Annotated in this window: 22 protein-coding genes and 2 riboswitches; of the genes, 11 read left to right on the plus strand and 11 right to left on the minus strand. The window is 68.7% G+C overall.

The genetic code is table 11. The features are described from left to right. The first annotated feature begins 25 nt into the window (after positions 1 to 25). Positions 26 to 856 (plus strand): DNA-formamidopyrimidine glycosylase family protein, encoded by an 831-nt coding sequence (locus tag AC1DP3_RS02840; protein WP_477291081.1) that lies wholly within the window; start codon positions 26 to 28, stop codon positions 854 to 856. 505 nt (positions 857 to 1,361) lie between these two features. Here AC1DP3_RS02840 and AC1DP3_RS02845 read toward each other — a convergent pair. After that, entirely contained in the window at positions 1,362 to 1,910 is a 549-nt protein-coding gene (locus AC1DP3_RS02845) for a type 1 glutamine amidotransferase domain-containing protein (RefSeq protein WP_477291083.1), read from the minus strand. Positions 1,911 to 2,042: 132 nt separating this feature from the next. Between AC1DP3_RS02845 and AC1DP3_RS02850 the strand changes: the two genes are divergently transcribed. Further along, positions 2,043 to 2,165: a hypothetical protein gene (locus AC1DP3_RS02850; protein ID WP_477291085.1), complete on the plus strand. Its 123-nt coding sequence runs from the start codon at positions 2,043 to 2,045 to the stop codon at positions 2,163 to 2,165. Positions 2,166 to 2,282: 117 nt separating this feature from the next. Here the strand turns inward: AC1DP3_RS02850 and AC1DP3_RS02855 are convergent, their stop codons facing one another. Both AC1DP3_RS02855 and AC1DP3_RS02860 read right to left on the minus strand, forming a co-directional pair. Continuing rightward, positions 2,283 to 3,800, minus strand: a complete 1,518-nt coding sequence (locus AC1DP3_RS02855; RefSeq protein WP_477291087.1) for a DHA2 family efflux MFS transporter permease subunit — start codon at positions 3,798 to 3,800, stop codon at positions 2,283 to 2,285. Between the two features lie 143 nt (positions 3,801 to 3,943). Further along, positions 3,944 to 4,150 carry a hypothetical protein gene (locus AC1DP3_RS02860; RefSeq protein ID WP_477291089.1) on the minus strand — a complete coding sequence of 69 codons (207 nt, stop codon included), beginning with the start codon at positions 4,148 to 4,150 and terminating at the stop codon, positions 3,944 to 3,946. 54 nt (positions 4,151 to 4,204) lie between these two features. Here AC1DP3_RS02860 and AC1DP3_RS02865 point away from each other — a divergent pair, with 54 nt between their 5' ends. Next, complete coding sequence (locus AC1DP3_RS02865; protein WP_477291863.1) at positions 4,205 to 6,313, plus strand: ABC transporter ATP-binding protein; 2,109 nt, start codon at positions 4,205 to 4,207, stop codon at positions 6,311 to 6,313. Between the two features lie 44 nt (positions 6,314 to 6,357). Here the strand turns inward: AC1DP3_RS02865 and AC1DP3_RS02870 are convergent, their stop codons facing one another. From AC1DP3_RS02870 to AC1DP3_RS02895, 6 genes are read right to left on the minus strand one after another with little or no spacing between them, the layout of a single operon-like run. After that, positions 6,358 to 7,329, minus strand: a complete 972-nt coding sequence (locus tag AC1DP3_RS02870; RefSeq protein ID WP_477291091.1) for a glycosyltransferase family 2 protein — start codon at positions 7,327 to 7,329, stop codon at positions 6,358 to 6,360. Continuing rightward, positions 7,326 to 8,471 (minus strand): cysteine desulfurase family protein, encoded by a 1,146-nt coding sequence (locus AC1DP3_RS02875; RefSeq protein WP_477291093.1) that lies wholly within the window; start codon positions 8,469 to 8,471, stop codon positions 7,326 to 7,328. Before AC1DP3_RS02875 ends, AC1DP3_RS02870 begins: the two co-directional genes overlap by 4 nt. Before the next feature lie 11 nt (positions 8,472 to 8,482). After that, complete coding sequence (gene nadC / locus AC1DP3_RS02880) at positions 8,483 to 9,355, minus strand: carboxylating nicotinate-nucleotide diphosphorylase (protein WP_477291095.1); 873 nt, start codon at positions 9,353 to 9,355, stop codon at positions 8,483 to 8,485. Next, entirely contained in the window at positions 9,355 to 10,935 is a 1,581-nt protein-coding gene (gene nadB, locus AC1DP3_RS02885; protein ID WP_477291097.1) for an L-aspartate oxidase, read from the minus strand. Before nadB ends, nadC begins: the two co-directional genes overlap by 1 nt. Next, positions 10,932 to 12,290 (minus strand): quinolinate synthase NadA, encoded by a 1,359-nt coding sequence (gene nadA, locus AC1DP3_RS02890; RefSeq protein ID WP_477291099.1) that lies wholly within the window; start codon positions 12,288 to 12,290, stop codon positions 10,932 to 10,934. Before nadA ends, nadB begins: the two co-directional genes overlap by 4 nt. Before the next feature lie 12 nt (positions 12,291 to 12,302). Further along, positions 12,303 to 13,040: an NUDIX hydrolase gene (locus AC1DP3_RS02895; protein WP_477291101.1), complete on the minus strand. Its 738-nt coding sequence runs from the start codon at positions 13,038 to 13,040 to the stop codon at positions 12,303 to 12,305. 130 nt (positions 13,041 to 13,170) lie between these two features. Beyond that, positions 13,171 to 13,264: riboswitch (glycine riboswitch) on the plus strand. Position 13,265: 1 nt separating this feature from the next. After that, positions 13,266 to 13,375: riboswitch (glycine riboswitch) on the plus strand. Between the two features lie 50 nt (positions 13,376 to 13,425). Here AC1DP3_RS02895 and gcvT point away from each other — a divergent pair. Genes gcvT through gcvP form a run of 3 tightly spaced genes read left to right on the plus strand, consistent with a single transcriptional unit; the run spans position 13,426 to position 17,806 of the window. After that, entirely contained in the window at positions 13,426 to 14,553 is a 1,128-nt protein-coding gene (gcvT, locus tag AC1DP3_RS02900; RefSeq protein WP_477291103.1) for a glycine cleavage system aminomethyltransferase GcvT, read from the plus strand. Continuing rightward, positions 14,550 to 14,930, plus strand: a complete 381-nt coding sequence (gene gcvH, locus AC1DP3_RS02905; protein ID WP_477291105.1) for a glycine cleavage system protein GcvH — start codon at positions 14,550 to 14,552, stop codon at positions 14,928 to 14,930. The genes gcvT and gcvH overlap by 4 nt, the downstream gene beginning before the upstream one ends. Next, complete coding sequence (gcvP, locus tag AC1DP3_RS02910) at positions 14,930 to 17,806, plus strand: aminomethyl-transferring glycine dehydrogenase (RefSeq protein WP_477291107.1); 2,877 nt, start codon at positions 14,930 to 14,932, stop codon at positions 17,804 to 17,806. Before gcvH ends, gcvP begins: the two co-directional genes overlap by 1 nt. 87 nt (positions 17,807 to 17,893) lie before the next feature. Here gcvP and AC1DP3_RS02915 read toward each other — a convergent pair whose 3' ends face one another. Further along, positions 17,894 to 18,919, minus strand: a complete 1,026-nt coding sequence (locus AC1DP3_RS02915) for a type IV toxin-antitoxin system AbiEi family antitoxin domain-containing protein (RefSeq protein ID WP_477291109.1) — start codon at positions 18,917 to 18,919, stop codon at positions 17,894 to 17,896. Between the two features lie 213 nt (positions 18,920 to 19,132). After that, the gene (locus AC1DP3_RS02920) at positions 19,133 to 19,957 is read right to left on the minus strand and encodes a CPBP family intramembrane glutamic endopeptidase (RefSeq protein WP_477291111.1); all 825 of its coding nucleotides are present in this window, start codon (positions 19,955 to 19,957) and stop codon (positions 19,133 to 19,135) included. Positions 19,958 to 20,117: 160 nt separating this feature from the next. Here AC1DP3_RS02920 and AC1DP3_RS02925 point away from each other — a divergent pair, with 160 nt between their 5' ends. From AC1DP3_RS02925 to AC1DP3_RS02945, 5 genes are all read left to right on the plus strand, one after another. Further along, the gene (locus tag AC1DP3_RS02925) at positions 20,118 to 21,752 is read left to right on the plus strand and encodes a peptide ABC transporter substrate-binding protein (RefSeq protein ID WP_477291113.1); all 1,635 of its coding nucleotides are present in this window, start codon (positions 20,118 to 20,120) and stop codon (positions 21,750 to 21,752) included. Between the two features lie 162 nt (positions 21,753 to 21,914). Next, complete coding sequence (locus AC1DP3_RS02930; protein WP_477291115.1) at positions 21,915 to 22,841, plus strand: ABC transporter permease; 927 nt, start codon at positions 21,915 to 21,917, stop codon at positions 22,839 to 22,841. Next, a complete protein-coding gene (locus AC1DP3_RS02935; RefSeq protein WP_477291117.1) occupies positions 22,834 to 23,784 on the plus strand; it encodes an ABC transporter permease in 951 nt (316 codons plus the stop codon). Before AC1DP3_RS02930 ends, AC1DP3_RS02935 begins: the two co-directional genes overlap by 8 nt. Beyond that, positions 23,781 to 25,454 carry a dipeptide ABC transporter ATP-binding protein gene (locus tag AC1DP3_RS02940; protein ID WP_477291119.1) on the plus strand — a complete coding sequence of 558 codons (1,674 nt, stop codon included), beginning with the start codon at positions 23,781 to 23,783 and terminating at the stop codon, positions 25,452 to 25,454. The genes AC1DP3_RS02935 and AC1DP3_RS02940 overlap by 4 nt, the downstream gene beginning before the upstream one ends. Further along, on the plus strand, positions 25,451 to 26,026 hold the full coding sequence (locus AC1DP3_RS02945; protein WP_477291121.1) for a hypothetical protein: 576 nt from the start codon (positions 25,451 to 25,453) through the stop codon (positions 26,024 to 26,026). Before AC1DP3_RS02940 ends, AC1DP3_RS02945 begins: the two co-directional genes overlap by 4 nt. Positions 26,027 to 26,105 lie beyond the last annotated feature (79 nt).

Below are 26,105 nucleotides of genomic sequence, written 5' to 3' on the forward strand. Positions count from 1 at the left end.
CGAGCGGACGGTGCACAATGGGCACATGCCCGAGTCCCCGGAAGTGCAGGTGCTGGCCGAGTTCCTCGATGGGCGGATCAGCGGCCGCGCGGTGCAGGATGTCGATCTCATCGAGTTCCGTGCGCTCAAGACCCGCGCTCGTCCCCTGGGAGGGCTGGTCGGGCAGACCGTCGCGGGAGTCGAGCGCATCGGCAAGCACCTCGACATCCGCCTGAATGGCGCGCATCTGGTCGTGTCGCTCGGCAGGCACGGCTGGATCCGGTGGGGTGACGACGGCCCGCGCGCCACGGAGGACATCGATGCTCCCCCCGCTCCCGCGCTCATCTCGTTCGACGACGGCGGTGTGCTCGAGGCGACGGATGCCGGTGGCTGGGTCAGCCTCGGGCTCTGGGTCGTCGACGCACCCGCCGAGGTGCCGGCCATCGGCAAGCTCGGCCCCGATCCTGCTGTCCCATCCTTCACGCGCGCAGACTTCGACCGTGTGGCGGTCGGCCGTCGAAAGCAGATCAAGGCGATCCTGCAGGAGCAGGAGTCCCTCGCGGGCATCGGCAACGCGTACTCCGACGAGATCCTGCATGCTGCGAAGGTCTCTCCGGTCGTGCACGGCGCCGCCCTCGAGCCGGAAGCCTTGGACCGCGTCTACACCGAGACGGTCGGTGTCGTCACGAGCGCGATCACTGCCCGTCGAGGCATCCCGATCGCGCATCTCAAGGCTGCGAAAGTCGAGGCCATGCGCGTTCACGGTCGAGCCGGGGAGCCGTGCCCGGTGTGCGGTGACACGATTCGCGACTTCGCCTTCGGGAGCACGACCGCACAGTACTGTCCCACGTGCCAGACGGGTGGGATCGCGCTCTGAGGCCGTGCTCAGCGCGTCCAGCCGAAGGCGTTGAACCACTCCGCTCGACGCGCTGACTCTTCGGCTGAGCGGGACCCCCTGAACGCATCGTGCTCCTCGAGGGAACCCGTGTGATCCAGGGGGAAGAAGCCCCAGCATGCGGCGCAGAGCGCCCGCCCGCCCGGAAAGCCGTCGGCAAGCCGCCTGCTCGGAGTGGCGGGAGCGCCCGAGCCCTCGCACCGCGGTGCATCTGCCTGGAGATCCGACCACATCTGACCTGTCCCCATGCGGTTGTGCAGGCCGGCGTGGCCGGCGGGCCGGGTGCACACAGCCCCTGCTCTGCGGCTGCGGCACCAGCGCGCAGTGGGGAAGTCTGTCACGCGTCGAGTGTACGAGCGACGTCGGCAAGGCGGCACGCCGACCCATCCCCTCGCCGGGAGATGGGAGATGACGGTGCGACATGGGTGGTTCACTCACCGGAGCGGGCGGGAAAGGCTGCGCCAATCACCCGTTCGACGGTCGCGGGTCAGCTGGTCTGTCCCACGTGGGCACCCTCGGCGATCTCCTCGACCACCTTGGCATTGAAGGCCGGCAGGTCGTCCGGCGTGCGGCTCGACACCAGACCCTCGTCCACGACCACCTCTTCGTCGACCCAGTTCGCGCCGGCATTGCGCAGATCGGTCTTGAGGCTCGGGTAGCTGGTGAGCGTCCGGCCGTCCACCACGCCCGCCTCGATCAGGATCCAGGCACCATGGCAGATGACCCCGACGGGCTTGTGCTGCGCGAAGAAGGAGCGCGCGAAGGCGACGGCTTGGTCGTCCATGCGGAGGTGATCGGCGTTCACCACACCGCCGGGAAGGACGAGAGCGTCGAAATCGTCCGGGTCCGCATCCGATACGGAGCGGTCGACGCCCTGTTCATGACCGTTCTTGCCCTTGACCGTGAAGTCGGCCGGGGCGACGAGGGTCGCCGTCGCACCTGCCTCGGTGACGGCTTGCCACGGTGAGGTGAGCTCGCTGTCCTCGAAGCCATCGGTGAGCAGGAACGCGACGCGCTTGCCTGTGAGATGAGACATGGGTTCTCCTTCCATGGGGCGCGGAACCCCGAACCCCACGTTAGGGAGGGCATCGGAATCGAGTACGGGGGTTGCTTCGCCCCAGGGCATCCACTACGGCCGGCACTCTTCCGCCAGGCATAGGATCGAGGTATGTCGACGTCGAACCTTTCCGCTCCCACCCTTCTTCCGGTCGCCGAGCAGAAGCCGCTGCTCACCCTCATCGACGCGGAATCCTCCTCGTGCTGCGGCGGAGGCGCCTGCAGCGTCGACTGACACGAGTCGATCTCATCGCGCCGGCCGAGGGCCGGTGACATGCAGAAGAGGCGGCCTCTTGAGGCCGCCTCTTCGTGGTTGTATGCGCGGTGAGCCGCGGGTCGCGTCCGACGCCGATCAGTGTGCGGGGGGCGCGCCCTCGGGAGAATCAGCGGGCTTTCGAATCAGGAACGCGCCCACCAGCAGCGGGAGCGAGATGATCGCCGCGATGCGGAACGCGGCCTGCGCGCCGTCCGCGCCGGCCTCCACCGCGGAGGCGCCACCGTCGAGCGAGGCCGCCTGGACGGCGGACATGATCGCGATCATCAGCGCGATCCCCGCCGCGCCGGCGACCTGCTGGACGGTTCCCACGACTGCCGAGCCGTAGGAGTAGAACTTGGGCTGCAGCGACCCGAGCGACGCCGTGAACAGCGGCGTGAACGACATGGCCAGGCCGAGCGACAGGATCGTCTGGCCCAGCGCAACCGTCCAGATCGCGGTCGTCTCGTCGAAGGTGGTGAAGAACCACATCATCGAGCTGGCGATCACGGTGCCAGGGACCAGCAGCACACGCGTGCCCCAACGGTCGTAGATCCGGCCGATGAAGGGCCCGGTGAACCCCATGACGAGAGCCCCGGGGAGGCCGATGAGTCCCGTCTGGAGCGCGCTGACTTCGAGGACGCCCTGGAGGTACAGAGGGATGACCGTGATGACCCCGAAGAACGCCGCGGACAGCACCCCCATCTGCCCGATCGAGAGCGAGAAGTTCGCCGAGCGGAACACACGCAGATCGAGCAGCGCATCGTCGGTCTTCTGCAGACGCAGCTGGCGCCAGATGAACAGGCCGAGGGCGATGACGCCTACGGCGAGCGACACGATGAGGGTGATCCTCGATGTCGCCTCCGCCGCGAGCTCGGCCGATGTCGACCCGTGCGAGGCGCTGCCGCCGACCTGGCTGAGGCCGAAGACGAGGCCGCCGAAGCCGAGAGCCGACAGGATGACCGACGGAACGTCGATGGGCGCATCGGTGGTGTCGCCGAGATTGTGCACCCACCGGGCGCCGACGCCGAGGGCGACGAGCGCGATCGGCAGCACGATCGCGAAGATCCACCGCCAGCTGAGGGTGTCGAGGACGAGGCCCGCGACAGTGGGGCCGATCGCCGGGGCGAGCGAGATGACGACGCTCACGCGGCCCATCATGCGTCCGCGGGCGTGCGGCGGCACGAGCGTCATGATGGTCGTCATGAGGAGCGGCATCATGATCGCCGTGCCCGACGCCTGCACGACGCGGGCGACGACCAGCAGCGGGAACCCGGGCGAGAGCAGGGCGATGAGCGTGCCGAGCGAGAACAGGCTCATCGCCGCGATGTAGACCTGGCGCGTCGTGAACCGGCGCAGCAGGAAGCCGCTGATCGGGATGACGACCGCCATGGTGAGCATGAAGGCGGTGGTGAGCCACTGCGCCTGGAGCGCGGTGATGCCGAGGTCGTCGATGAGGTGCGGGATCGCCACGCCCATCGTCGTCTCGTTGAGGATCGCGACGAACGCTGCGCCGAGGAGCAGCCAGATGACCCTGTTCTCTTCGCGGCCGAGCACTGCTCCCTGGCCGGCAGTCGGGCTGGATCTCGTGCTCCGAGAGATGTCTGTGGCGGCCATAGGTCGTCTCCTCGGGGAAATTGGCGCGGCGAGCAACCACCGAGGTGGCGCACGATGAACGATAACCGCGACGTCGGACATCCCATTCCCGATCGGGAGAGAGGACGTCTCCTCAGACGTGCGGTCCGGTGGGACCGATCCGATCAGACCTCGGTGCGCTCCTGAGTGCCGGGATCGTCCCAGTCCTCGGAGCCCGGGGCATCGGTGCGCTCCGGCTCCGGCTCATCGTCGCGGATGGAGGCCGGCGTCGGCTCGATGAGCTCCTCGGTGGGCGTCTCCTGGAGATCGTCGATGTCCTTGCGCAGCGCGTCGAGGTCGGGACCGTGAGGCTGCTCGGGGATGGAGGTCATCTGTCAAGAATAGCCTTCGTGTCCGAGGTGCTGATTAGGCTTGCGAGCATGGCGATGGGACACGGGGGAGGCGGCGGAGGGGGCGGTACCGGCGGCCCGCCCGGCTTCCGCGGCGTCGATCGTGAGGCCCAGAAGCGCCAGAATGCGCAGGCCCCCCGCATCCCTGATCTGGGGCGTCGCGTCGTCGCTCTCTTCCAGCCCTACCGGGGCCGACTTCTCCTGACGGGACTGCTCGTGGTGATCGGCGCAGCGATCGCCGTCATCCCGCCGCTGCTCGTCCAGCGCATCTTCGACGACGCGCTGTTCCCGGTCGACGGCGGCCAGCCCGACATCCCGCTCCTCATCCGGCTCGTCTCCGCCATGATCGCCCTCTTCCTCGTCTCGGCAGGCGTGGGGGTCGTTCAGACCTACCTCACGGCGACGGTCGGCAACAGCGTCACCGGAGACCTCCGGGTCAAGCTGTTCGAGCACCTCCAGGCGATGGAGCTCGCCTTCTTCACGCGCACCAAGACCGGCGTGATCCAATCCCGGCTGCAGAACGACGTCGGCGGCGTCTCCGGCGTGCTGACCAACACCGTGACCAGCATCCTCGGCAATCTCGTGACGGTCGTGGCCTCGCTGATCGCGATGATCCTGATCGACTGGCGACTGACGCTCATCGCGGTCGTCCTCATGCCCTTCCTCGTCTCGATCCAGCGTCGCGTCGGGCAGGTCCGCGCCCGGATCGCCGGCGAAACGCAGGAGTCGCTCTCCGAGCTCTCCGCGATCACGCAGGAGACCCTGAGCGTCTCGGGCATCCTCCTGTCCAAGTCCTTCAACCGTCAGCGCACCGAGTCCGCCCGGTATCAGGACGAGAACCGCAACCAGGTGCGCCTCCAGGTGCGCCGAGCGATGAGCGGGCAGGGGTTCTTCGCCGTCGTCCAGGTGCTGATGGCGTCGGTCCCTGCCGTCATCTATCTCGTCGCGGGGTACATCGTCACGGGCAGCGCCGACACGCTCACGGCAGGCACGATCGTCGCCTTCACCACCGTCCAGGCCCGACTGCTCATGCCGCTCATGGGCCTCATGCGGGTGGCGCTCGACCTGCAGACCTCCGCGGCGCTCTTCGCCCGGATCTTCGAGTACCTCGACCTCGTGCCTGCGATCCAGGACGCGCCCGGAGCGATCGCTGTCTCGGACGCCCCAGGCCCTGTCGGACGAGTCGAATTCCGCGACGTGGTCTTCCGGTATCCGGATGCCGCTCCCGCTGCCCGCCCGACCCTGGATGGCGTGTCGTTCGCCGTCGAACCCGGTCGCCATGTGGCGTTCGTCGGTCCCTCAGGGGCGGGCAAGACGACGGTGCTCTACCTGACGCCTCGCATGTACGAGGCATCCGCCGGGCAGGTGCTCTTCGCCGGTGAGGACGTCCGGCGACTCACGCAGGAATCGATCATCGACAACGTCGGGATCGTCTCGCAGGAGACGTATCTGTTCCATGCGACGATCCGCGACAACCTCCGATATGCAAAACCCGAAGCGACGGATGCGCAGCTCGAGGAGGCGTGCCGCGCCGCGAACATCCACCACATCATCGAAGGCTTCGAGCACGGATATGACACGGTGGTGGGGGAGCGCGGATACCGCCTGTCGGGCGGCGAGAAGCAGCGCATCGCGATCGCGCGCGTGCTGCTCAAGGATCCTGCCGTGCTCCTTCTCGACGAGGCGACATCCGCTCTCGACACCGTCTCGGAGCGCGTCGTCCAAGAGGCGCTGGATGCCGCCGCCCGAGGGCGCACGACCCTCTCGATCGCGCATCGGCTCTCCACGGTGATCGGTGCGGACGTCATCCACGTCGTGGACGCGGGACGCATCGTCGAGTCCGGGACGCACGCCGAGCTCATCGCGCGCGACGGTCTGTATGCCGAGCTCGCCGCGCAGCAGCTCGCGGCATCCCGGGTGCTCACGACCGAGGATGAGCTCGAAGCGAGTCAGCCCGCCGCCGATCATCCCGATCGACGCGCCGATCGCGCACCGGGTGAGATCGGCGCGGCCGCCGGCCCTGCGGTCCTCTCGGGCCCGGCTGCCTCGCTGGGTCTGCCTGGTGAAGGCACCGGCGCGACCGAGGAAGCGGAATCCTCCGTGGCGCTCGACCCTTCCGGAACCCTCGACCCTGCCCGACCCTGAACGGGATCGCGGATGGTGAGGTCAGCGGCCGCGCGTCCGCCGTCTTACCAGCTCCGGGCCGCGGTGATGAGCGGGGCGGAGTCTTCGGCAAGCAGCACGGATGATCCGCCGCGGGTCCAGAGATCCCGGGTGAATGCGCCGATCGCCCGGCCGTAGGCATCATCCGGATGCTCCTGTGCGATCCGCACCAGCGGGGGCAGATCCATCCCGAGGATCAGGCGTACGCGCTCGTGCACGGCCGCAGCGTGCCCGGCAGCCTCGAGAGCGGCGATGCCGCCGGACATTCCGTCGAGGTAATCCTGCAGAACGTCGATCGAGGCCTTGCGCTGCGTGATCGACGAACCGTCGGCTCGCTCCCGCCACAGCGCGATGACGTCGGGCACCACGTCGAAGGCGTGGGCTGACGCGTACATCCGCTGCGCCACCACCTGGTCTTCGTACAGTCTGTCCACCGGGAAGCGGAGTCCGGTGCGCCGCCAGAAGTCCGTGCGGCTCACCTTCGACCACGCCACGATGTTGGCCGAAGCTGCGGGATGCTCGTCGATCGTCGTGGCTCGGCGCTCAGGGTCGGTCGCCGCGGCGACCCACGGCTGCACCACTCCCGTGGAGTACGTGCCGTCGGCTTCTGGACGCAGCCTGACGTACGCGCCGAGCGCGAAGTCGCTCCCCGTCTCCTCGAGGATGCCCAAGAGACGCTCGAGCGCGATCGGGGTGAAGGCGTCGTCCCCGTCGAGGAAGCCGACGTAGGGCGTCTCCACCAGCTCGAGGCCCGTGTTCCGGGCGGCGCCCAGGCCCCGCTGGTGCCCGTGGCCGATCAGGCGGAACCGAGGGTCGGAGGCCGCCGCGTCCGCGAAGATCTCCGCTGTGCCGTCCGTCGAGCCGTCGTCGACGAGGATCGCCGCCCAGTCGTCGCGGGTCTGCGCCAGCAGCGACTGGAGCGCTTCGCCGGCATAGCCTGCGACCTGGTAGCCGGGGACGATGATCGTCACCGCGGCGCGCTCGCTGGGCAGGGTCACCCGCCCGATCGTACAGCGACGACGGATGCCGCGACCGCGTCGGCGACAGCATCCAACGAGCCGCTCAGCTCGTGCGAGAACGTGAATCTGACGGCTGTCTGCGCGACCTCTGGCAGGATGCCCATCGCCACGAGGACGTGTGAAGGCTCGTCGCTGCCCGCCGCGCACGCGGATCCGCTGGACGACACCACCCCGCGTCGCTCGAGCTCGAGGAGGACTGCTTCACCGCTGGTGCCGGCGAAGGTGAAGCTCGCCGTTCCCGGCAGCCGGTGCACGGGGTCGCCGGTGAGCGCGGCAGTCGGAACCAGCGCGAGGACGCGCCGGATGAACGCATCGCGCAAGGCCGAGACGCGCGCGAATGCCTCGACCCGCTCCGTCTCAGCCAACTCGAGCGCCGTCGCGAGGCCGACGGCCCCGGCGACGTCTTCCGTGCCACTCCGCCGCCCTCGCTCCTGGCCGCCCCCGTGCAGCAGCGGTTCGATCGGGATGCGGCCGCGCACGGCGAGCACGCCGGTTCCCTTCGGGGCGCCGAGCTTGTGACCAGCGATCGAGATCGCATCCGCGCCGAGGTCGGCCACCGACAGCGGGAGCCAGCCGGCTGCCTGGACGGCGTCGACGTGCAGCGGGATGCTCCGCTCCCGCGTCGCGGCGGCGATCGCCTTGACGTCCTGCACGGTGCCGACCTCGTTGTTGGCGTACCCGACGCTGACGAGCGCCGTGTCAGCGCGAAGGGAGGCCGCGACCTCCGCCGCCGACACCCGCCCCTGGGGATCGACCGGTGTGTGCGAGACGTCGAACCCGTGCACCCGGGCGAGATAGTCGCCCGACTCCAGGATCGATTCGTGCTCGATCGGCGTCGTCACGAAGTGACGGGCATCCCGGCTCTGCAGTGCGGCGATCGCGATGCCCTTCACGGCGAGGTTGTTGGCCTCGGTTCCCCCCGACGTGAACACGACGTCAGTCGCGCGCATGTCGAGTACCTTCGCCACCCGCCTGCGGGCATCCGTCAGCGCCTCCGCGGCCGCCTCCCCCACCGTGTGGTGGCTGGATGGGTTGCCGAACCACCGCGTGAGGTACGGCATCATGGCGTCGAGCACCTCGGGCCGCACCGGCGTGGTCGCGGCGTTGTCGAAGTAGAGCATCGACACCGCGATCAGGTCCCCGGCGAATCCTGCGCGTCGACGCGCACGTCCAGGCCCAGGTCGAGAGCGCGAGCGGAATGGGTCAGCGCACCGACCGAGATGACGTCGACCCCGGTCTCGGCGATCGCGCGAACCGTCTCGAGACTCACGCCGCCGGAGGCCTCGACGGTGGCGCGGCCGGCGACCGCCTGCACGCCCAGCCGCAGGTCGTCGAGCGAGAAGTTGTCGAGCATGATGGTGCCGATCCCCGCCGCCAGCACGGGCTCGATCTGCTCGAGCCGGTCGACCTCCACCTCGACGTGCGTCGTGTGCGGCAGCTGCGAGATCGCGCCGCGGAGCGCCTCGGTCACCGACGCGCCCTTCTGGGTCAGCACAGCGAGGTGGTTGTCCTTGGCCATGACGGCGTCCGAGAGCGAGTAGCGGTGGTTGTGGCCGCCGCCATTGCGCACCGCGTGGCGCTCGAACGCCCGCAGCCCGGGAGTCGTCTTGCGCGTGTCGGCGATGCGCGCCTTCGTGTGAGCTACCTCGGCGACGTAGCGACCTGTCAGCGTGGCGATGCCTGCCATCCGCTGCACGAAGTTGAGGCCGATGCGCTCGGCGGTCAGCACGGAGCGAGCGGGCCCCCAGACCACCGCGAGCACCGCGCCCGGCTCGAACCACTCACCGTCCTCGACGATGAGCTGCACCTCCACTCGCGGGTCGGTGAGCCGGAAGGCCGTAGCGAACACCTCGCCTCCACTGAACACCCCGCTCTCGCGTGCGACGAGGTCGGCGCGTGCGGTCGCCGTCTCGGTGATCAGGTACTCGCTCGTGAGATCGCCCCAGGGCGCGTCCTCCTCGAGGGCGGCGGCGACCACTCGGTCGATCGTGGCGCGGGTGAGCATCAGGCGACGCTCGCCTCGACGCGTGCCGCGGAGGAGGCGCGTGCAGTCTCCGGGGCGCTCGCACTGTCGCGACGGAAATGGGCGCCCACCGATTCGCGACGTGCGAGGGCTGCCGTCACTGCCTGCTGGGCGACGAGGAGCAGGTTCTCGTCCTCGAACTCCGCTTCGGTGAGAGGGGTTCGCGGGATGCTCCGCCACGCGGCGAGGACGGATGCGGCGTGCCGCAGCCCCGTCTCATCGCGCACGAGTCCGGCGTCCTCCCACATCAGCTCCTGAAGCGCCTTCCGCGTGAAGGCCGGCGACGAACCGTCGACGAGCTGGGGTGCTGAGGCCAGGCGCGCAGCCACCGCAGCCGGCCATCGCCCGGACGCGAGATCCGACGCGATGGCATCGCCCGCGCGGGCGCCGAACACCGCACCCTCGAGGAGCGAGTTGGAGGCCAGGCGGTTCGCGCCGTGCACGCCGGTGCGCGCAGCCTCACCCACGGCGTACAGTCCGGGCAGCGAGGTCCGCCCGAAGAGGTCGGTGGTGACGCCGCCCATCAGATAGTGCGCGGCGGGCGTGACGGGAATGGGATCGCGGGCCCAGTCCAGGCCCCGGTCGCGGACGGCGCGGTCGATGGTGGGAAACCGGCGCGCGAGGAAATCACGGCGCTCGTCGTACGTCGGTCGCAGCATCGTCGCATCGAGGAACACCGGACGACCGTCCTGCAGCTCCATCTGGCGGGCGATCGCGCGGGCGACGATGTCCCTCGGCGCAAGTTCGCCGTCGGGGTGCGCGTCGAAGGCGAAGCGCCGCCCCGTCTCGTCGATCAGGGTCGCTCCTTCGCCGCGGACGGCTTCGGACACCAGGAATGCCTCGCCGACGCCCAGGATCGTCGGGTGGAACTGGAAGAACTCCAGGTCCGACACGGCGGCGCCGGCGCGCAGGGCGGCCGCGATCCCGTCGCCGGTCGCGACGGGCGGGTTGGTGGTGTGAGCGTAGAGTTCGCCCGCACCGCCGGTCGCGAGGACGACGACCTCCGCCTCGATCGTCTCGCGGCGGCCGAGCTGATCCGGCCCGTCGCCGATGAGCAGCTCCACGCCGCGGACTCGCTCATCCCGCACGACGAGGTCGACCAGGAAGGCATGCTCGACGACGCGCACGACGCTCGCGCGGAGCCGGGCGACCAGCGCCTTCTCGATCGCAGTGCCCGTGGCATCTCCACCGGAATGCAGGATGCGGGGGTAGGAGTGCGCCGCCTCGAGCCCTTTGACGAACTCGCCGCGGGCATCGCGATCGAAGGCCACGCCGAGATCGACCAGCTCGCGGATGCGCGCGGGCCCCTCTTCCGCGAGCACGCGCACTGCCACCGGATCGCTGAGCCCTGCTCCCGCGGTGAGCGTGTCGCGGATGTGGTCCTCGATGCGATCGTCCTCGAACATCACCCCGGCGATGCCGCCCTGGGCGTACCGCGTATTGGCGTGCTCGAGCACGTCCTTGGTCACCAGCGTGACGCGGCATCCATGGTCGACGGCGTGCAGCGCGGTGACCAGCCCCGCGATCCCGCTGCCGACGACGATGACCTCGGGCCCGGTCATGACGCGTGCTCCCATCCTGCGGCGACCGCCGGCGAGGCCTCCGGAGGCTTGGCGGCCAGCATCCGCTCGAGTGCGAGACGAGCCGGCTCTGCGACGTCTTCCGGTACGGTGATGCGATTGCGCACCTCGCCCTCGACGAGTCCGTCGAGGACCCAGGCGAGGTAGCCCGGGTGGATGCGGTACATCGTCGAGCACGGGCAGACCACCGGGTCGAGGCAGAAGATCGTGTGCTGCGGGTTGTCGGCCGCCAGGCGCTGCACCAGGTTCACCTCCGTGCCGATCGCGAAGGTGGTGGGCTCGGTCGCGCCTTCGATCGCGCGGCGGATGTAGTCGGTCGAGCCGGACTCGTCGGCGGCGTCGACGACGGCCATCGGGCATTCCGGGTGCACGATGACCCGGACGCCCGGGTGCTCGGCCCGGGCCTTCTCGATCTGGTCGACGGTGAAGCGCCGGTGCACCGAGCAGAACCCGTGCCACAGGATCACGCGGGAGTCGAGCAGCTCGGACGCGGATGCGCCGCCCAGCGGCTTGTTCGGATTCCACATCGGCATCTGCTCGAGCGGCACGCCCATCGCCTTCGCCGTGTTGCGGCCGAGGTGCTGGTCGGGAAAGAACAGCACCCGCCGGCCGCGCTCGAAGGCCCACTCGAGCACCGTGCGGGCGTTGGACGACGTGCAGACGATGCCGCCGTGCCGGCCGACGAAGCCCTTGATGGCCGCCGAGGAGTTCATGTACGTCACGGGGATGACCGGCACGAGGCCCTCGGCATCCGTCGCGTCCATGTCGCCGTAGATGTCTTCGAGCTGCTCCCAGCACTCTTCGACCTGGTCGATGTCGGCCATGTCGGCCATCGAGCAGCCGGCCGCGAGGTTGGGGAGGATGACGGCCTGCTCGGGCTGCGACAGCAGATCGGCCGTCTCGGCCATGAAGTGCACGCCGCAGAAGACGATCGCCTCCGCCTCGGGGTGCGCTTTCGCGGCGTTCGCGAGCTGGAACGAGTCGCCCACGTAGTCGGCGTGCTGCACCACCTCTTCACGCTGGTAGAAGTGGCCCAGGATCACGACCCGGTCGCCGAGCGTCGCTTTCGCCGCTCGGACGCGCGCATCGAGCTGCTCCGGCGTCGCGTCGCGGTAGGCCTGCGGCAGCTCGCCCTGGCGGGGCGACCCGGTCGGGATCACGTCGCCCATCGAGGCGCCAGGTCCGTAGCCCGGCCGGATGTCGAAGTCCCAGGGACCTGCGGCGAGGTCGGTGTTGCAGGTCTCGGCGGTCGACGCGCCTGCCACGATCGCCTGGATCTCACGGTCGACGGAGGGGTCTACGGGTCGGGGCTCGAGGGTCAGGTTCACGGCGGGCATGATCATGCTCCTTCAGTGGCGGGCGGAGAGCGGGCCGCGATCGGCGAGCTCCACGTCCTGGTTGTAGCGATAGAGACGAGCGGGCCGGTGGCTCCCCGTGCGGAAGCGGTCGGTCGGGATGAGGGTTCCGGAGTTCTCGACCTGGCGGCGGAAGTTGGCGGGGTCGAGGCGGCGGCCGAGGATCGACTCGTACACCTCGCGCAGCTCGGCGAGGGTGAACTCGTCCGCCAGCAGGCCGTGCGCGATGCGGCTGTAGCCGACCTTGTTGCGCAATCGCCACAGGGCGTAGTCGACGATCGCGTTGTGATCGAAGGCGAGCAGGGGGAGGGATGCCGCATCGAACCAGGCGACATTCTCCGGAGCGTCGAGTCCCAGGTCGATCAGTTCAGTGGAAGCGTCATCCGGCCGGAGCAGCGCCCAGTACACGATCGAGACCACCCGCGAGGTGGACCGATCGACCGCGCCGAAGGCGTAGAGCTGCTCGAGGTAGCTCGGCGCGAGTCCCGTCGTCTCCGCGAGAGTGCGGGATGCCGCAGCATCCAGACTCTCCGCGATGTCGAGCCAACCTCCCGGCAGTGCCCATCGGCCCTCGTGCGGATCACGCGTGCGCCGCACGAGAGGCAGGACGAGGGCGGGCGAACCGTGGGAATCGCGCCGCAGGCTGAAGATCACGGTCGACACGGCGACGCGCGTGACATCGTCCGCAGTGTCTGCCGCGGAGCGCTGAGATTCGGTGGCTGTTCTTGTCATGGTGACCCTAACTAACGCTCTCATCTTATAGTCATTCCGACACGAACGTCAAACCGCCGGCATCCGGCCTCCGTACGGCCGAGATCGGGGGCCTGCCGATATGCTGTCAACGCAACTGAATACAGGCCGCATGACGTGTGCGGGAGAGCCCCGGTCTTCGCGCCGGGCACCGAAGGAGCAAGCCTCCCCGCCAATCTCTCAGGTCCGCGTACCGTACTCGTCCGGCCGCTCTGGAAACGGAGGGCGCTCGCCGCGCTCTCCACCGACGGTGAAAGCCGCGGCCTCCGTCTTCCGACGGGCCGCAGCGAAACTCTCAGGTCCAAGACAGAGGGGGAGTTCACGGCGCCGAGCCCGGCGTCCGCCAGCCCGCGAACCGGGAGAACTCATGCCAGACCCCCGCTACACCCCGCTGCGAGATCGCCACGAGGCGCTCGGAGCCTCGTTCACCGACTTCGGCGGATGGGCGATGCCCGTGCGGTACACCTCCGACCTGGCCGAGCATCACGCTGTGCGCACCGCTGCGGGACTGTTCGACATCTCGCACATGGCCGAGTTCCTCGTCGAAGGGCCTGGTGCAGGCGCGTTCCTCGACTATGCCCTCGCCGGTCGCCTCTCGACGCTTCCGCTCTGGAAGGCGAAGTACAGCCTCGTGCTCGACGCGAGCGGCGGCATCGTGGACGACATCATCGTCTACCGCCTCGCCGATGAGCGATTCTTCGTCGTCGCGAACGCCGGCAACCGCGAGCCTGTCGCCGCCGCCCTGGCCGAGCGGATGGCGCGGTTCCTCAGCCGGTCCGACGGCGAGGCGGCCGTCGACGACGTCACCGACGACTACGCGCTGATCGCCGTGCAGGGACCCGCCGCCCTCGCCATCCTCGCCGACGTCGATGGCATCACCGACATCGGCCGCCCCCTGGCCGACCTTCCCTACTACGCGGCGACGGACGCCTCATTCCTCGGCGCCTCCCTGCTCATCGCGCGCACGGGCTATACCGGTGAGGACGGCTTCGAGCTCTACATCCGCACGTCGGACGCCGGCGTGCTGTGGGATGCCCTGCTCGCCGCGGGCGAGCCGCACGGCCTGGTACCGGCCGGGCTCGCCGCCCGCGACACGCTTCGCCTCGAAGCCGGGATGCCGCTCTATGGGCACGAACTGTCGCTGGACATCGTCCCCGCACAGGCGGGCCTCGGCCGCGTCGTCGTCGGCGACAAGGAGGACTTCGTCGGCAAGGCGGGCCTCGCCGGGCGCGATGCCGCAGGGGCCCCCGTCCTCGTCGGCCTGGTCGCCGAGGGCAAGCGGGCGGGTCGCGCCGGCTATCAGGTCTTCGACGGCGATACGGCGGTCGGAGAGATCACCAGCGGAGCCCTCAGTCCCACCCTCGGGCATCCCATCGCCATGGCCTTCGTGTCGCCTGACGTGAGCGCGCCCGGAACAGCACTGACCATCGACGTGCGCGGCACGCGCATTCCCGCCACCGTGACCGCCCTTCCCTTCTACAGGAGGACCAAATGACCGATCTCCACGCTCTCAAGTACACCGCCGAGCACGAGTGGGTGTCGCTCGATGGCGATGTCGCCACCGTCGGCATCACCGACTTCGCCGCCGACAAGCTGGGCGACGTCGTCTTCGTCGAGCTGCCCGGAGCCGGCAGCAGTGTGACCGCGGGCGATGTCTGCGGTGAGATCGAATCCACCAAGTCGGTGGGCGAGCTCTACGCGCCGCTCACCGGAGAGGTCGTCGAGGTCAACGACGAGGTCGTCGGTGACCCGTCTCTGGTCAACTCCGCCCCGTTCGGCGAAGGCTGGCTCGTCAAACTTCGGGTGGACGCGACCGCGGTCGCCGACCTCCTCGATCGCGACGCCTACGTGGCGCTGACCGAGGGGGCGTGATGGCGGGCACCTTCCAGGAGCGCCATATCGGAACGGATGCCGCGGCCCAGCGCGTCATGCTCGACGCGCTCGGCTACGACTCGGTCGACGCGCTCGTGAAGACGGCGGTGCCGGCATCCATCCATGTCACCGCTCGCGGCACGGCCGACCTCCCGCCCGCCGCGACCGAAGCCGAGGCGCTCGAAGAGCTGCGCGCGCTCGCATCGCAGAATCGCGTGGCGCGCCCGATGATCGGTCTCGGCTACTACGACACGTTCACGCCGTCCGTCATCGCGCGGAACGTCCTCGAGAACCCGTCGTGGTACACCGCCTACACGCCCTACCAGCCCGAGATCTCTCAGGGTCGGCTCGAGGCCCTCATCAACTTCCAGACGATGGTCACCGATCTCACCGGGCTCACGACGGCGAACGCCTCGATGCTCGACGAGTCCACGGCGGTCGTCGAGGGGATGCTGGTGGCCCGGCGCGCCTCGAAGTCGTCGTCGAACGTCTTCGTGGTCGACGCCGACGCGTTCCCCCAGACGCGCGCGCTGCTCCAGGCGCGCGCCGCCGCTGTCGGCATCGAGCTGGTCGAGCTCGACCTCGCCGGCGGTGCCACACTGCCCGAGGCGCTCTTCGGCGTGCTGGTCCAGTACCCCGGTGCGTCCGGCCGGGTGTGGGATCCGAGCGGTGTCATCGACGCCGCGCACGTCGCCGGCGGACTCGTCGTCGCCGCGGCGGATCTGCTCGCCCTCACGCTCCTGCGCTCGCCCGGGTCGCTCGGCGCGGATGTGGCGGTCGGGACGACTCAGCGCTTCGGGGTTCCGCTCGGGTTCGGAGGCCCCCACGCCGGCTACATGGCGGTGCGCTCGGGCCTCGAGCGCCAGCTTCCGGGGCGACTCGTGGGCGTGTCGATGGATGCGGCGGGCAAGCCGGCGTACCGGCTGTCGCTGCAGACGCGCGAACAGCACATCCGCCGCGAGAAGGCCACGTCGAACATCTGCACCGCACAGGTCCTCCTCGCGGTGATGGCATCGATGTACGCCGTGTACCACGGCCCGTCCGGGCTCACCGGGATCGCGACCGAGGTCGCTCAGAAGGCGGAGGCCCTCGCGCAGCGTCTGCGCGAAGATGACCTGCATCTCGTGTCGGAGTCGTTCTTCGACACGATCCGCGTGGTGACCCCTGGTCCGTCGAGCCGGGTGGTGGAGCGCGCGCGGTCGAAGGGCTACCAGCTGCACGGCGTGGACGACGCGACAGTGGGAGTCTCGGTCGACGAGACGACCACCGCGCATGATCTGGCGACGGTGGCGTGGGCCTTCGGCCTTCCGGCCGCGGACGAGCACGACATCCGGGATCTGCCCTTCGCGGACGCCACGGCGATCGCAGGCGTGCCGTCCGGGCTCCGTCGCGACGACGACTTCCTGACGCATCCGGTCTTCAACACCCACCGCTCCGAGACGGCGATGATGCGCTACCTCAAGCAGCTCGCCGACCGCGACTACGCGCTGGACCGCGGCATGATCCCGCTCGGATCGTGCACGATGAAGCTCAACGCGGCGACGGAGATGGCGGCCGTCTCGTGGCCCGAGTTCTCCCGCGTGCACCCGTTCGCGCCGGAAGCGGACGTGCGCGGATACCTCGCGATGATCGAGCAGCTCGAGGTGTGGCTGGCCGAGGTGACCGGGTACGACGCCGTCTCGCTGCAGCCGAACGCGGGCTCTCAGGGTGAGCTCGCCGGGCTGCTCGCCATCCGCGGCTATCACCACGCCAACGGGGATCTCGAGCGCACGGTGTGCCTCATCCCGTCGTCGGCGCATGGAACCAACGCGGCGTCGGCGGTGCTGGCCGGGATGAAGGTCGTCGTCGTTGCGTGCGACGAGGCCGGCAACGTCGACCTGGACGATCTGCGCGCCAAGATCGAGGCGCACGCCGACAACCTATCGGCACTCATGATCACGTACCCGTCGACGCACGGCGTGTACGAGCACGAGGTGCTCGCCATCACGCAGGCCGTGCACGACGCGGGCGGTCAGGTGTACGTCGACGGGGCGAACCTCAACGCGCTCCTCGGCTTCGCCCGCTTCGGCGACCTCGGCGGCGACGTGTCGCACCTGAACCTCCACAAGACGTTCGCGATCCCGCACGGCGGGGGCGGCCCGGGCGTCGGGCCGGTGGCCGCGAAAGCCCACCTCGCCCCCTACCTGCCCGGGCACCCGTTCGCGCAGCGTGCGGATCATCCGGGTGGCGTGTTCGAGGGCGGACCCGTCTCGGCCGCACCGCACGGCTCGGCCGGCATCCTCCCGATCTCATGGGCATACATCCGGATGCTGGGATCCGAGGGTCTTCGCAGCGCCACCGCGGCGGCGGTGCTCGCCGCCAACTACATCGCGAAGCGCCTGGAGGACCACTATCCCGTGCTGTATGCGGGGGAGGGGGGCCTCGTCGCACACGAGTGCATCCTGGACCTTCGTCCGCTCCGTGAGGAAACCGGGATCACGGTCGACGACGTCGCCAAGCGGCTCATCGACTACGGCTTCCACGCGCCGACCATGTCGTTCCCCGTCGCGGGCACCCTCATGGTCGAGCCGACGGAGTCGGAGGACCTTCCTGAGATCGAGCGCTTCATCGAGGCGATGATCGCGATCAAGGCGGAGGCGCAGGCCGTCGCCTCGGGGACGTGGCCGACCGACGACAATCCACTCGTCAACGCGCCGCACACTGCCGAGGCGGTCGTGATGGGGGAGTGGACGCACTCCTACTCCCGGGAGCAGGCGGTGTACCCGCTCTCCTCGATCGTCCGCACGAAGTACTGGCCGCCGGTTCGCCGGATCGATCAGGCCTACGGCGACCGCAATCTGGTCTGCGCCTGCCCGCCCATCGAGGCCTTCGCCTAGGCCCTGGTCCGTCCGCCGGGGCCCGGCCGCGGGGTACCAAGACCCGCTGGGCCGTGAGCCTCCATCTGACCGACGAGCACGCGGGTATCACCCACGTGCTCGTCGGTCGGTTGGAGGCTCACCGTCCTCACGCGGCGACTCGGTGCGGTGCGGCGGTGCCGCGTGGAGGGCCCGCCGGAGCGAGAAGAGGTGCGCGGATGCCTCCGGAGCAACCGAGCGAAGCCCATGCCCGAGCAGCAGGCTGCGGAGAGGGTCCACCGTGGTCGCCTCCCGCCAGCCCCAGTGCGCTACCGATGTGACATGGGCGCGGAGGCGTGCGTCCCGCTCGCTCTGGCGCCGAAGGAGCGTGATGGGGCTCCCGTAGCGGCCGTCGTATTTGAGATCGCCGTCCGCCTCGCCTGCCAGCCCGAACTCGGGCCAGACGAAGTCGGGACGATCCTCCTTTTCGGCCCGGGAGCGGAATGTCATCTGCAGGACCGGCGGAGGAAACCCCAGCCACTCGATGACTGCTCGACTGACGGATTCTGCCGCGGTGGCTGCGAGGGCGGTTGCATTCTGAAGCGGCCATCGGGCAAGCGCGCGGCCCCGCTTGCTGACGCGCGCCTCATTGACCGCGACGAGTCGCTCTCGGCTCAGATCGACGTCGTTTCGGAGCGCTCCGTCTGCCGCGGCCAGCCCGATCGCGGCGTGACGGGAACGAGCGAGGTCCACCGCCGTGTCGGCCGCGCTCGTGAGGATCACACTTCCGACGTCCACGACCTCTCGATCCCCGACCCAGTTGTGCACTCGCACACCCGAGACCAGCCTGGCTGTCGTTCCCGGCAGCGCAAGGACATGGACGGTCAGCGGGTCGCCGAAGATCGGCAGGCCCAGGAGGGCCGCGGCCGACTCATGGCTGAAGATCGCGTCAGGCCGAAGGGATGCCACGGCGTGCACTCGCGCCAGATAGCGCTCCCAAGGAGGCAAGTCGTTCCAGGCCGTCGACGGCGCGTACACCCCCGGTCGCACCCGCACGAGCTCCGATCGTCTGACCGCCCGCTCAGGATGGGGGACATCGGCATACCGGAACAGCGGAAGTGGAGGAGGTGATATCGAGGCGATGGCGTGAGGCATCCGCTCACTATCGAAGAAGGGCCCTTTCCCCTGCGCTCGACCGCATCCGGCGGTGGACACGCGGCCCCGCACCGCGCCCTGTGAAGTAGCCCACGCCGTGGTCGGTGAGCCTTCATCTGACCGACGAGAGCGCGGGCGTCCCCCACGTGCTCGTCGGTCCAGTGGAGGCTCACGGGTCAGGGGACGGGTGAGGGGGACGGGTGAGGGGACGGGTCAGGGGGTCGAGGACGGGGTGGGAGTGGGGGCCGGGGATGCCGGGGGAGCGAACACGTCCGGCCACAGCGCCGCGGCGAGCGGGTAGCCGACGAACGCCACGATGTCGAGGAGCGTGTGCGCGATGACCAGGGGCATCACTCGGCCCCAGCGCTTGTAGCACCAGCCGAAGACGACTCCCATCACGAAGTTCCCGACGATCGCACCGATGCCCTGATAGGCGTGGTACGCGCCTCGCAGCGCCGCGGTCGACAGGATGATCGCCCACCAGTTCCAGCCGAGGCGGCGCAGTCGGTCGAAGAGGTAGGCGATGAAGATGATCTCTTCGGTGAGCCCCGCGCGGAGGGCCGACAGCACGAGCAGCGGGATCGTCCACCATGCGGCACCCAGTGGAGAGGCGACGACCGCGACCGTGACGCCGAGCGCGCGGCCGACGACGTACAGCGCCAGGCCGGGGATCCCGATGACGGCGGCGAGAAGGATGCCGCGGCCGAGGTCCCCGCCGAATCGGGTGAAATCGAGCCCGATCCTCCGGAGCGCATTCTCACCCGGCTCCCACAGCAGGTAGACGACCAGTCCCACCAGCGCCAGCGCGAAGAAGATGGCGAGCAGCTGGTAGAGGACGTTCCAGAGCACCTCGACGTCTCGGTCAGGATTCACCTGCGCCTGCTGATCTCCCAGCGGCACGGGCGCCAGCAGCCGGCGCACCAGACTGAGCACCGAGTAGAGCGCCGACTGGCCCACCGTGACCGCCAGCACGAGCCCCACCTCCCAGCGGAGGCGAGGGCGCGAAGGTGCTGGCGAGGGCTCCGGGAACGGTGTCATGCCGTCACGTTGCCATATTCGGACTCAATTGAGTAAAGGGTATGTAACAGTTTTGCCTCAGGTTTGGAGCACATGCATCAGTATGCCTAGGGTCGTTCTAACCGCTCCGGAGCCGCCGCGGTGGCGTCCGAGCGACACCCCATTTCTCAACGGAGGAACTGTGAAGCGCAACAAGATCGCCCTTTCGGGCCTGGCGCTGGTCGGCGTCGGCGGGCTCGTGCTCGCCGGCTGCTCCAGCAGCGGCGGCACCGACGACGCGACGGACGAGCCCACATCGGGCGCCAGCACCGCGATCATCACGACCAACGGCTCGGAGCCGGAGAACCCGCTTCTGCCCGCCGACACGAACGAGGTCGGCGGTGGCAAGATCCTCGACTCGATCTTTGCCGGTCTCGTCTACTACGACGGCGACGGCAAGAGCGTCAACGACATGGCGGACTCGATCACCGTCGACGACGAGGACACCCTCACGGTCAAGCTGAAGGAGGGGCAGACCTTCACCGACGGTGAAGAGGTCACCGCCGACAACTTCACCGAGGCGTGGAACTACGGCGCGCAGCTCTCGAACGCCCAGCAGAACCAGTCCTGGTTCTCGGACATCGTGGGCTTCAGCGCCGACGCAGACTCCGAGCTCACCGGTCTCAAGGTGGTGGACGACTACACGTTCACCATCGACCTGACCTCGCCGGTCGCGGCTGACTTCGCTCTCCGTCTCGGCTACTCGGCGTACTACCCGCTCCCCGATGTCGCGTTCGACGACCCCGAGGCGTTCGGCGAGTCCCCGATCGGCAACGGACCCTACAAGCTCGCGTCCGACGACGCGTGGCAGCACGACGTCCAGATCGACCTCGTCAAGAACGAGGACTACGACGGTGGCCGCGTCGCGCAGAACGGCGGTCTGACGATCGTCTTCTACGCCACGCAGGATGCGGCGTACGCCGACCTCCTCGCCGGCAACGTCGACGTCATCGACGGCGTTCCCCCGACCGCCCTCGCGACCTTCGAGAGCGACCTCGGCGACCGCGCCGTCAACCAGGCGGCCGCGATCTTCCAGTCGTTCACGATCCCGCAGAACCTCCCGCACTTCAGCGGCGACGAGGGCAAGCTGCGTCGTCAGGCGATCTCGCACTCGATCAACCGCAAGGAGATCACCGACACGATCTTCAGCGGCACCCGCACGCCGGCCTCGGACTTCACGTCCCCGGTCATCGACGGCTGGTCGGACTCGATCGAGGGCTCGGATGTCCTCGAGTTCGACGCCGACAAGGCGAAGGATCTGTGGGCCCAGGCCGACGCCATCTCGCCGTGGAGCGGCTCGTTCCAGATCGCGTACAACTCGGACGGCGGCCACCAGCCGTGGGTCGACGCTGCGACGAACTCGATCAAGAACACGCTGGGCATCGACGCGTCGGGCGCCCCGTTCGTCGACTTCGCCTCGCTGCGCCAGCAGGTGAACGACCGCACGATCACCACTGCGTTCCGCTCGGGCTGGCAGGCCGACTACCCCGGTCTGTACAACTTCATCGCCCCGCTGTACGTCACCGGCGCCGGATCGAACGACGGCGACTACTCGAACCCCGAGGTCGACAAGCTGGCTGCTGAAGGTGCGTCCGCGGACAGCCTCGAGGCTGCCAACGAGAAGTACGTGCAGGCGCAGGAGATCCTCTTCCAGGACCTCCCGGCCATCCCGCTGTGGTACTCGAACGTCACCGGCGGCTACGCCGAGACGGTCGACAATGTCACCTTCGGCTGGAACTCGGTCCCGCTCTACTACGAGATCACCAAGAGCGAATAAGCTCGGATGATCGAACCCGCGAGGCGGTGACGATAAGTCACCGCCTCGCGGTCTGCCGCCCGGGCGTTGCAGCGCGTCACGCACGCGCTCGACGCCCTACGACGATGCCGCACAGCCCGCAGACCGCGTGCGAGCGGCATCCTTCAGTCAGAGGGAGCGTGGATGTTCTCATACATCCTCAAACGCCTGCTGCAGGTGATCCCCGTGTTCTTCGGGGCCACCCTGCTCATCTACTTCATGGTGTTCGCGATGCCGGGAGACCCCATCGCCGCACTGTTCGGCGACAAGCCGCCGAGTCCGGCGCTGCTTGCGGAACTCCGCGCGCAGTACCACCTCGATGACCCGTTCATCGTCCAGTACTTCTACTACATCGTGGGCATCTTCCAGGGAAACATGGGAGTCACCTACTCCGGGCAATCGGTCAATGACGTCCTCGCCCGGACGCTCCCCGTGACGGCACGCCTGGCGATCATGGCGATCGCGATCGAGTTCACCCTGGCGATCATCATCGGCACCGTCTCGGCGCTGCGCAAGGGAAAGCTGTTCGACAACACGGCGCTCGTCGTCGCGCTGATCTTCGTCGCCATCCCGATCTTCGTCCTGGCCTTCGTGGCGCAGTACTTCCTGGCGATCCAGCTGGGCTGGTTCAAGCCCACCGTCGGTGCGCAGAACGACTGGAACGACCTGTGGCTGCCGGCGCTCGTGCTCGGCGTCAGTCTCTACGCCACGAGTATGAGACTCATGCGAGGCTCGGTCATCGACACGCTCAACCAGGACTGGGTGCGCACGGCGTACAGCAAGGGGCTGTCGCGCAATCGCGTCATCCCCGTGCACACGCTGCGCAACTCGCTCATCCCGGTCATCACCAACAGCGCCACCAACTTCGGGGTGCTGCTGGTCGGTGCCACCGTGACCGAGGCCATCTTCAATGTGCCCGGCGTCGGCAACACGCTGTTCCGGGCGACTCAGGCGCATGAAGGACCGACCATCGTCTCTTTCGTGACTGTCTTCGTCATCATCTACGTCATGGTCAACCTGTTCGTCGATCTCTTGTATGGACTGCTCGACCCGAGGATCCGCTATGTCTGATCAACCGCGTGCCGCCGGCCATTTCGTGGCGCCCATCAAAGACGCCGTTGTCGCGGTCGATGCCGTCAAGGTGACGAGCGCCAAGCCCCGGAGCCTGTGGTCCGAGGCCTGGCATGATTTGCGGAAGCGACCCACGTTCTGGCTCGCGCTGCTGATCATGTTCGTCGTGATCCTCATGGCGCTGTGGCCGACGCTGTTCACCCAGACGCCGCCGAACGACGAGTGCTTCCTGTCCAACAGCAATGCCGGCCCGACCGAGGGCCACCCCCTCGGGTTCACGTTCCAGGGGTGTGACATCTGGGCGCGAATCGTGTGGGGTGCGCGCACATCGCTGGTGGTGGGCATCCTCGCGACCATCATCGGGTCCACCCTCGGCCTCATCATGGGTGCACTCGCGGGGTTCTACGGCGGATGGCTCGACGGACTGCTCTCGCGCGTCGGCGACATCTTCTTCGCGATCCCGTACATCCTCGCTGCGGTCGTCGTCATGACGGTCTTCTCGCAGAACCGCACCCCGCTGACCCTTGCCTTCGCAATCGGCGGCTTCGCGTGGGCGTCGACCGCGCGCGTCGTGCGCGCCGAGGTGCTCAGGGTGCGGCAGTCGGACTTCGTGACGGCCTCCCGCGCACTGGGACTCACGCGCTTCCAGACGCTCCTGTCGCACGTCGTGCCCAACTCGATCGGGCCCCTCATCGTGATTTCGACGCTGAGCCTCGCGGCCGCCATCGTGGCCGAAGCGACGCTCTCGTTCCTCGGCGTGGGTCTCGGGAGCAACGTCATGTCGTGGGGTAACGACATCAGCCAGGCGCAGTCCTCGCTGCGCGTGGCTCCGCAGGCGCTCATCTACCCGTCGATCGCGCTGACCGTCACGGTCCTCGCGTTCATCATGCTGGGGGAGCTCATTCGAGATGCCCTCGACCCGAGAGCGAGGGCAAACCGATGAGCGGCACAGCCACCACGCCCACCCCGCTTGTCACGGTGCGGGATCTGCGGATCGCCTTCGAATCGCAGTCAGGGCAGCGCGAAGTCATCCACGGCATCGACTTCGACATCTTCCCGGGTGAGACCGTCGCGATCGTCGGCGAGTCGGGATCCGGCAAGTCGACCACCGCCTCGGCGATCATCGGACTCCTCCCTGGGACCGGGCACGTGACCGGAGGAACCATCACGCTGGATGGACGCGACCTCACCGCGCTCACCTCCCGGCAGATGGAGCCCGTGCGCGGACGCGAGATCGGCTACGTCCCGCAGGACCCGATGTCGAACCTGAATCCGGTGTGGAGCATCGGCTTCCAGGTCAAAGAGACCGTGCGCGCGAACGGCATGGCCTCGAGCAAGCGCGATGTCGAAGCCCGTGCGGTCGAGGTGCTCAAGCAGGCCGGCCTCGCCGACGCCGAGAAGCGGATGAACCAGTATCCGCACCAGTTCTCCGGCGGCATGCGCCAGCGCGCGCTGATCAGCATGGGCCTTGCGGCTGACCCGAAGCTGCTGATCGCCGACGAGCCCACCTCGGCGCTCGACGTCACGGTCCAGCGGGTCATCCTCGACCACATGGCCAAGCTCACGAAGGAGAAGGGCACTTCGGTGCTCCTCATCACGCACGATCTCGGTCTCGCGGCTGAGCGTGCCGAGCGCATCATCGTGATGAAGGACGGCGAGATCGTCGAGGCGGGTCCGAGCCGGACGATTCTCGAGAACCCGATCCACCCCTACACGAAGCGTCTCGTCGCGGCGGCGCCCAGCATCGCATCGCAGCGCATCCAAGCCGTGGTCGAGGATCGCGGGATCCAGACGAGCGAAGACGTCGCCGACGTCGCGCCGACGCTGCGGGTTCGCGATCTGGTCAAGGACTACACGATCCGTCTCGGCGGGTTCCGCAGCGAGCCGTTCCGGGCTGTGGACTCGGTGTCCTTCGACGTCCCTCGCGGAAAGACCCTCGCCATCGTCGGCGAGTCGGGATCGGGCAAGTCGACGATCGCGAAGATGGTCCTGAAGCTCGAGGATGTCACCTCCGGCACGATCGAGATCGACGGAAAAGACACCTCGAAGCTCTCGAGCCGCGAGACGTTCAAGATGCGCAGCCGCATGCAGCCCGTCTTCCAGGACCCCTACGGCTCGCTCGACCCGCTCCGCAACATCGCCAACACGATCGCCGAGCCGCTCGTGATCCACAAGGTCGGCGACCGCGCTTCTCGGCGCGCGCGCGTGAGCGAGCTCCTCGATCAGGTCGCGCTGCCGCAGGAGATCGCGACGCGCTACGCGAACGAGCTCTCCGGCGGCCAGCGTCAGCGTGTCGCCATCGCCCGCGCGCTGGCGCTCAAGCCCGACATCGTCGTCCTCGACGAAGCGGTGTCGGCGCTCGACGTGCTGGTGCAGGACCAGATCCTCAAGCTCCTCGCCGACCTGCAGGGAGAACTCGGCCTGACCTACCTGTTCATCACGCATGACCTCGCCGTCGTGCGCGTCGTAGCTGACCACGTCTGCGTCATGGAGCGCGGCAAGCTCGTCGAGCAGGGAACGGTCGACGAGATCTTCAGCAATCCGAGCGAGGGCTACACCCAGCGACTGCTCGATGCCATCCCCGGCGCATCGATTCCCCTCGGCGGCCGATGACCTCGATCCCCGGCGGCGCGCACAGGCGGATCTTCCGGTCGGTGTCGGCCACGATCGGCATGTTCGCGTCCGCCGGGATCGCGGGTCTTCTGCTCATCGACGCCTTCCTGCGCGGGGGCGTCGAGCAGGGCCTGCTGATCACCCCGTGGGTGCTGCTCGTGCTCTGGGGCATCTACGTCTTCAGCTACGCACCGCATGTGCGGACGGATGCCGAGGGCATCCGCCTGCACAATGTGCTGAGCATCGTCGACATCCCGTGGGAGCGGGTATCCGCGATACGCCTTCGCTGGCAGCTCGAAGTCACGCTCCACGACGGGCGTGTCCTGCGCGCTTTCGGCGGGCCCTCTCTGCGGCGGCCACGGAAGAAGCCCGAGGAACCGGCGGCGGATGCTGTCGAGCCGTCGACCCGTGATCTCACCCTCATCCAGGAGACCTGGATCGGCGCGGGGGAGGGCGGGAGCGGCGAGAGCCGCCCCGTTCGGCGGACGCCCGACCTCCCGGCGCTCGTCGCGCTCGCGATCATCGTGGCCTGGACGGTCGCGAGCCTGGTGATCGTCGCCCCGTGGGGTTGAGCCCCGCGTCGGTCCGCCGATCCGTCGGCACCGCACCCGGAGCGAGGGGCATCCACGCCGTCTGGGTCAATGAAAGCGG

The organism is Microbacterium sp. P5_B6 (genome assembly GCF_056400345.1).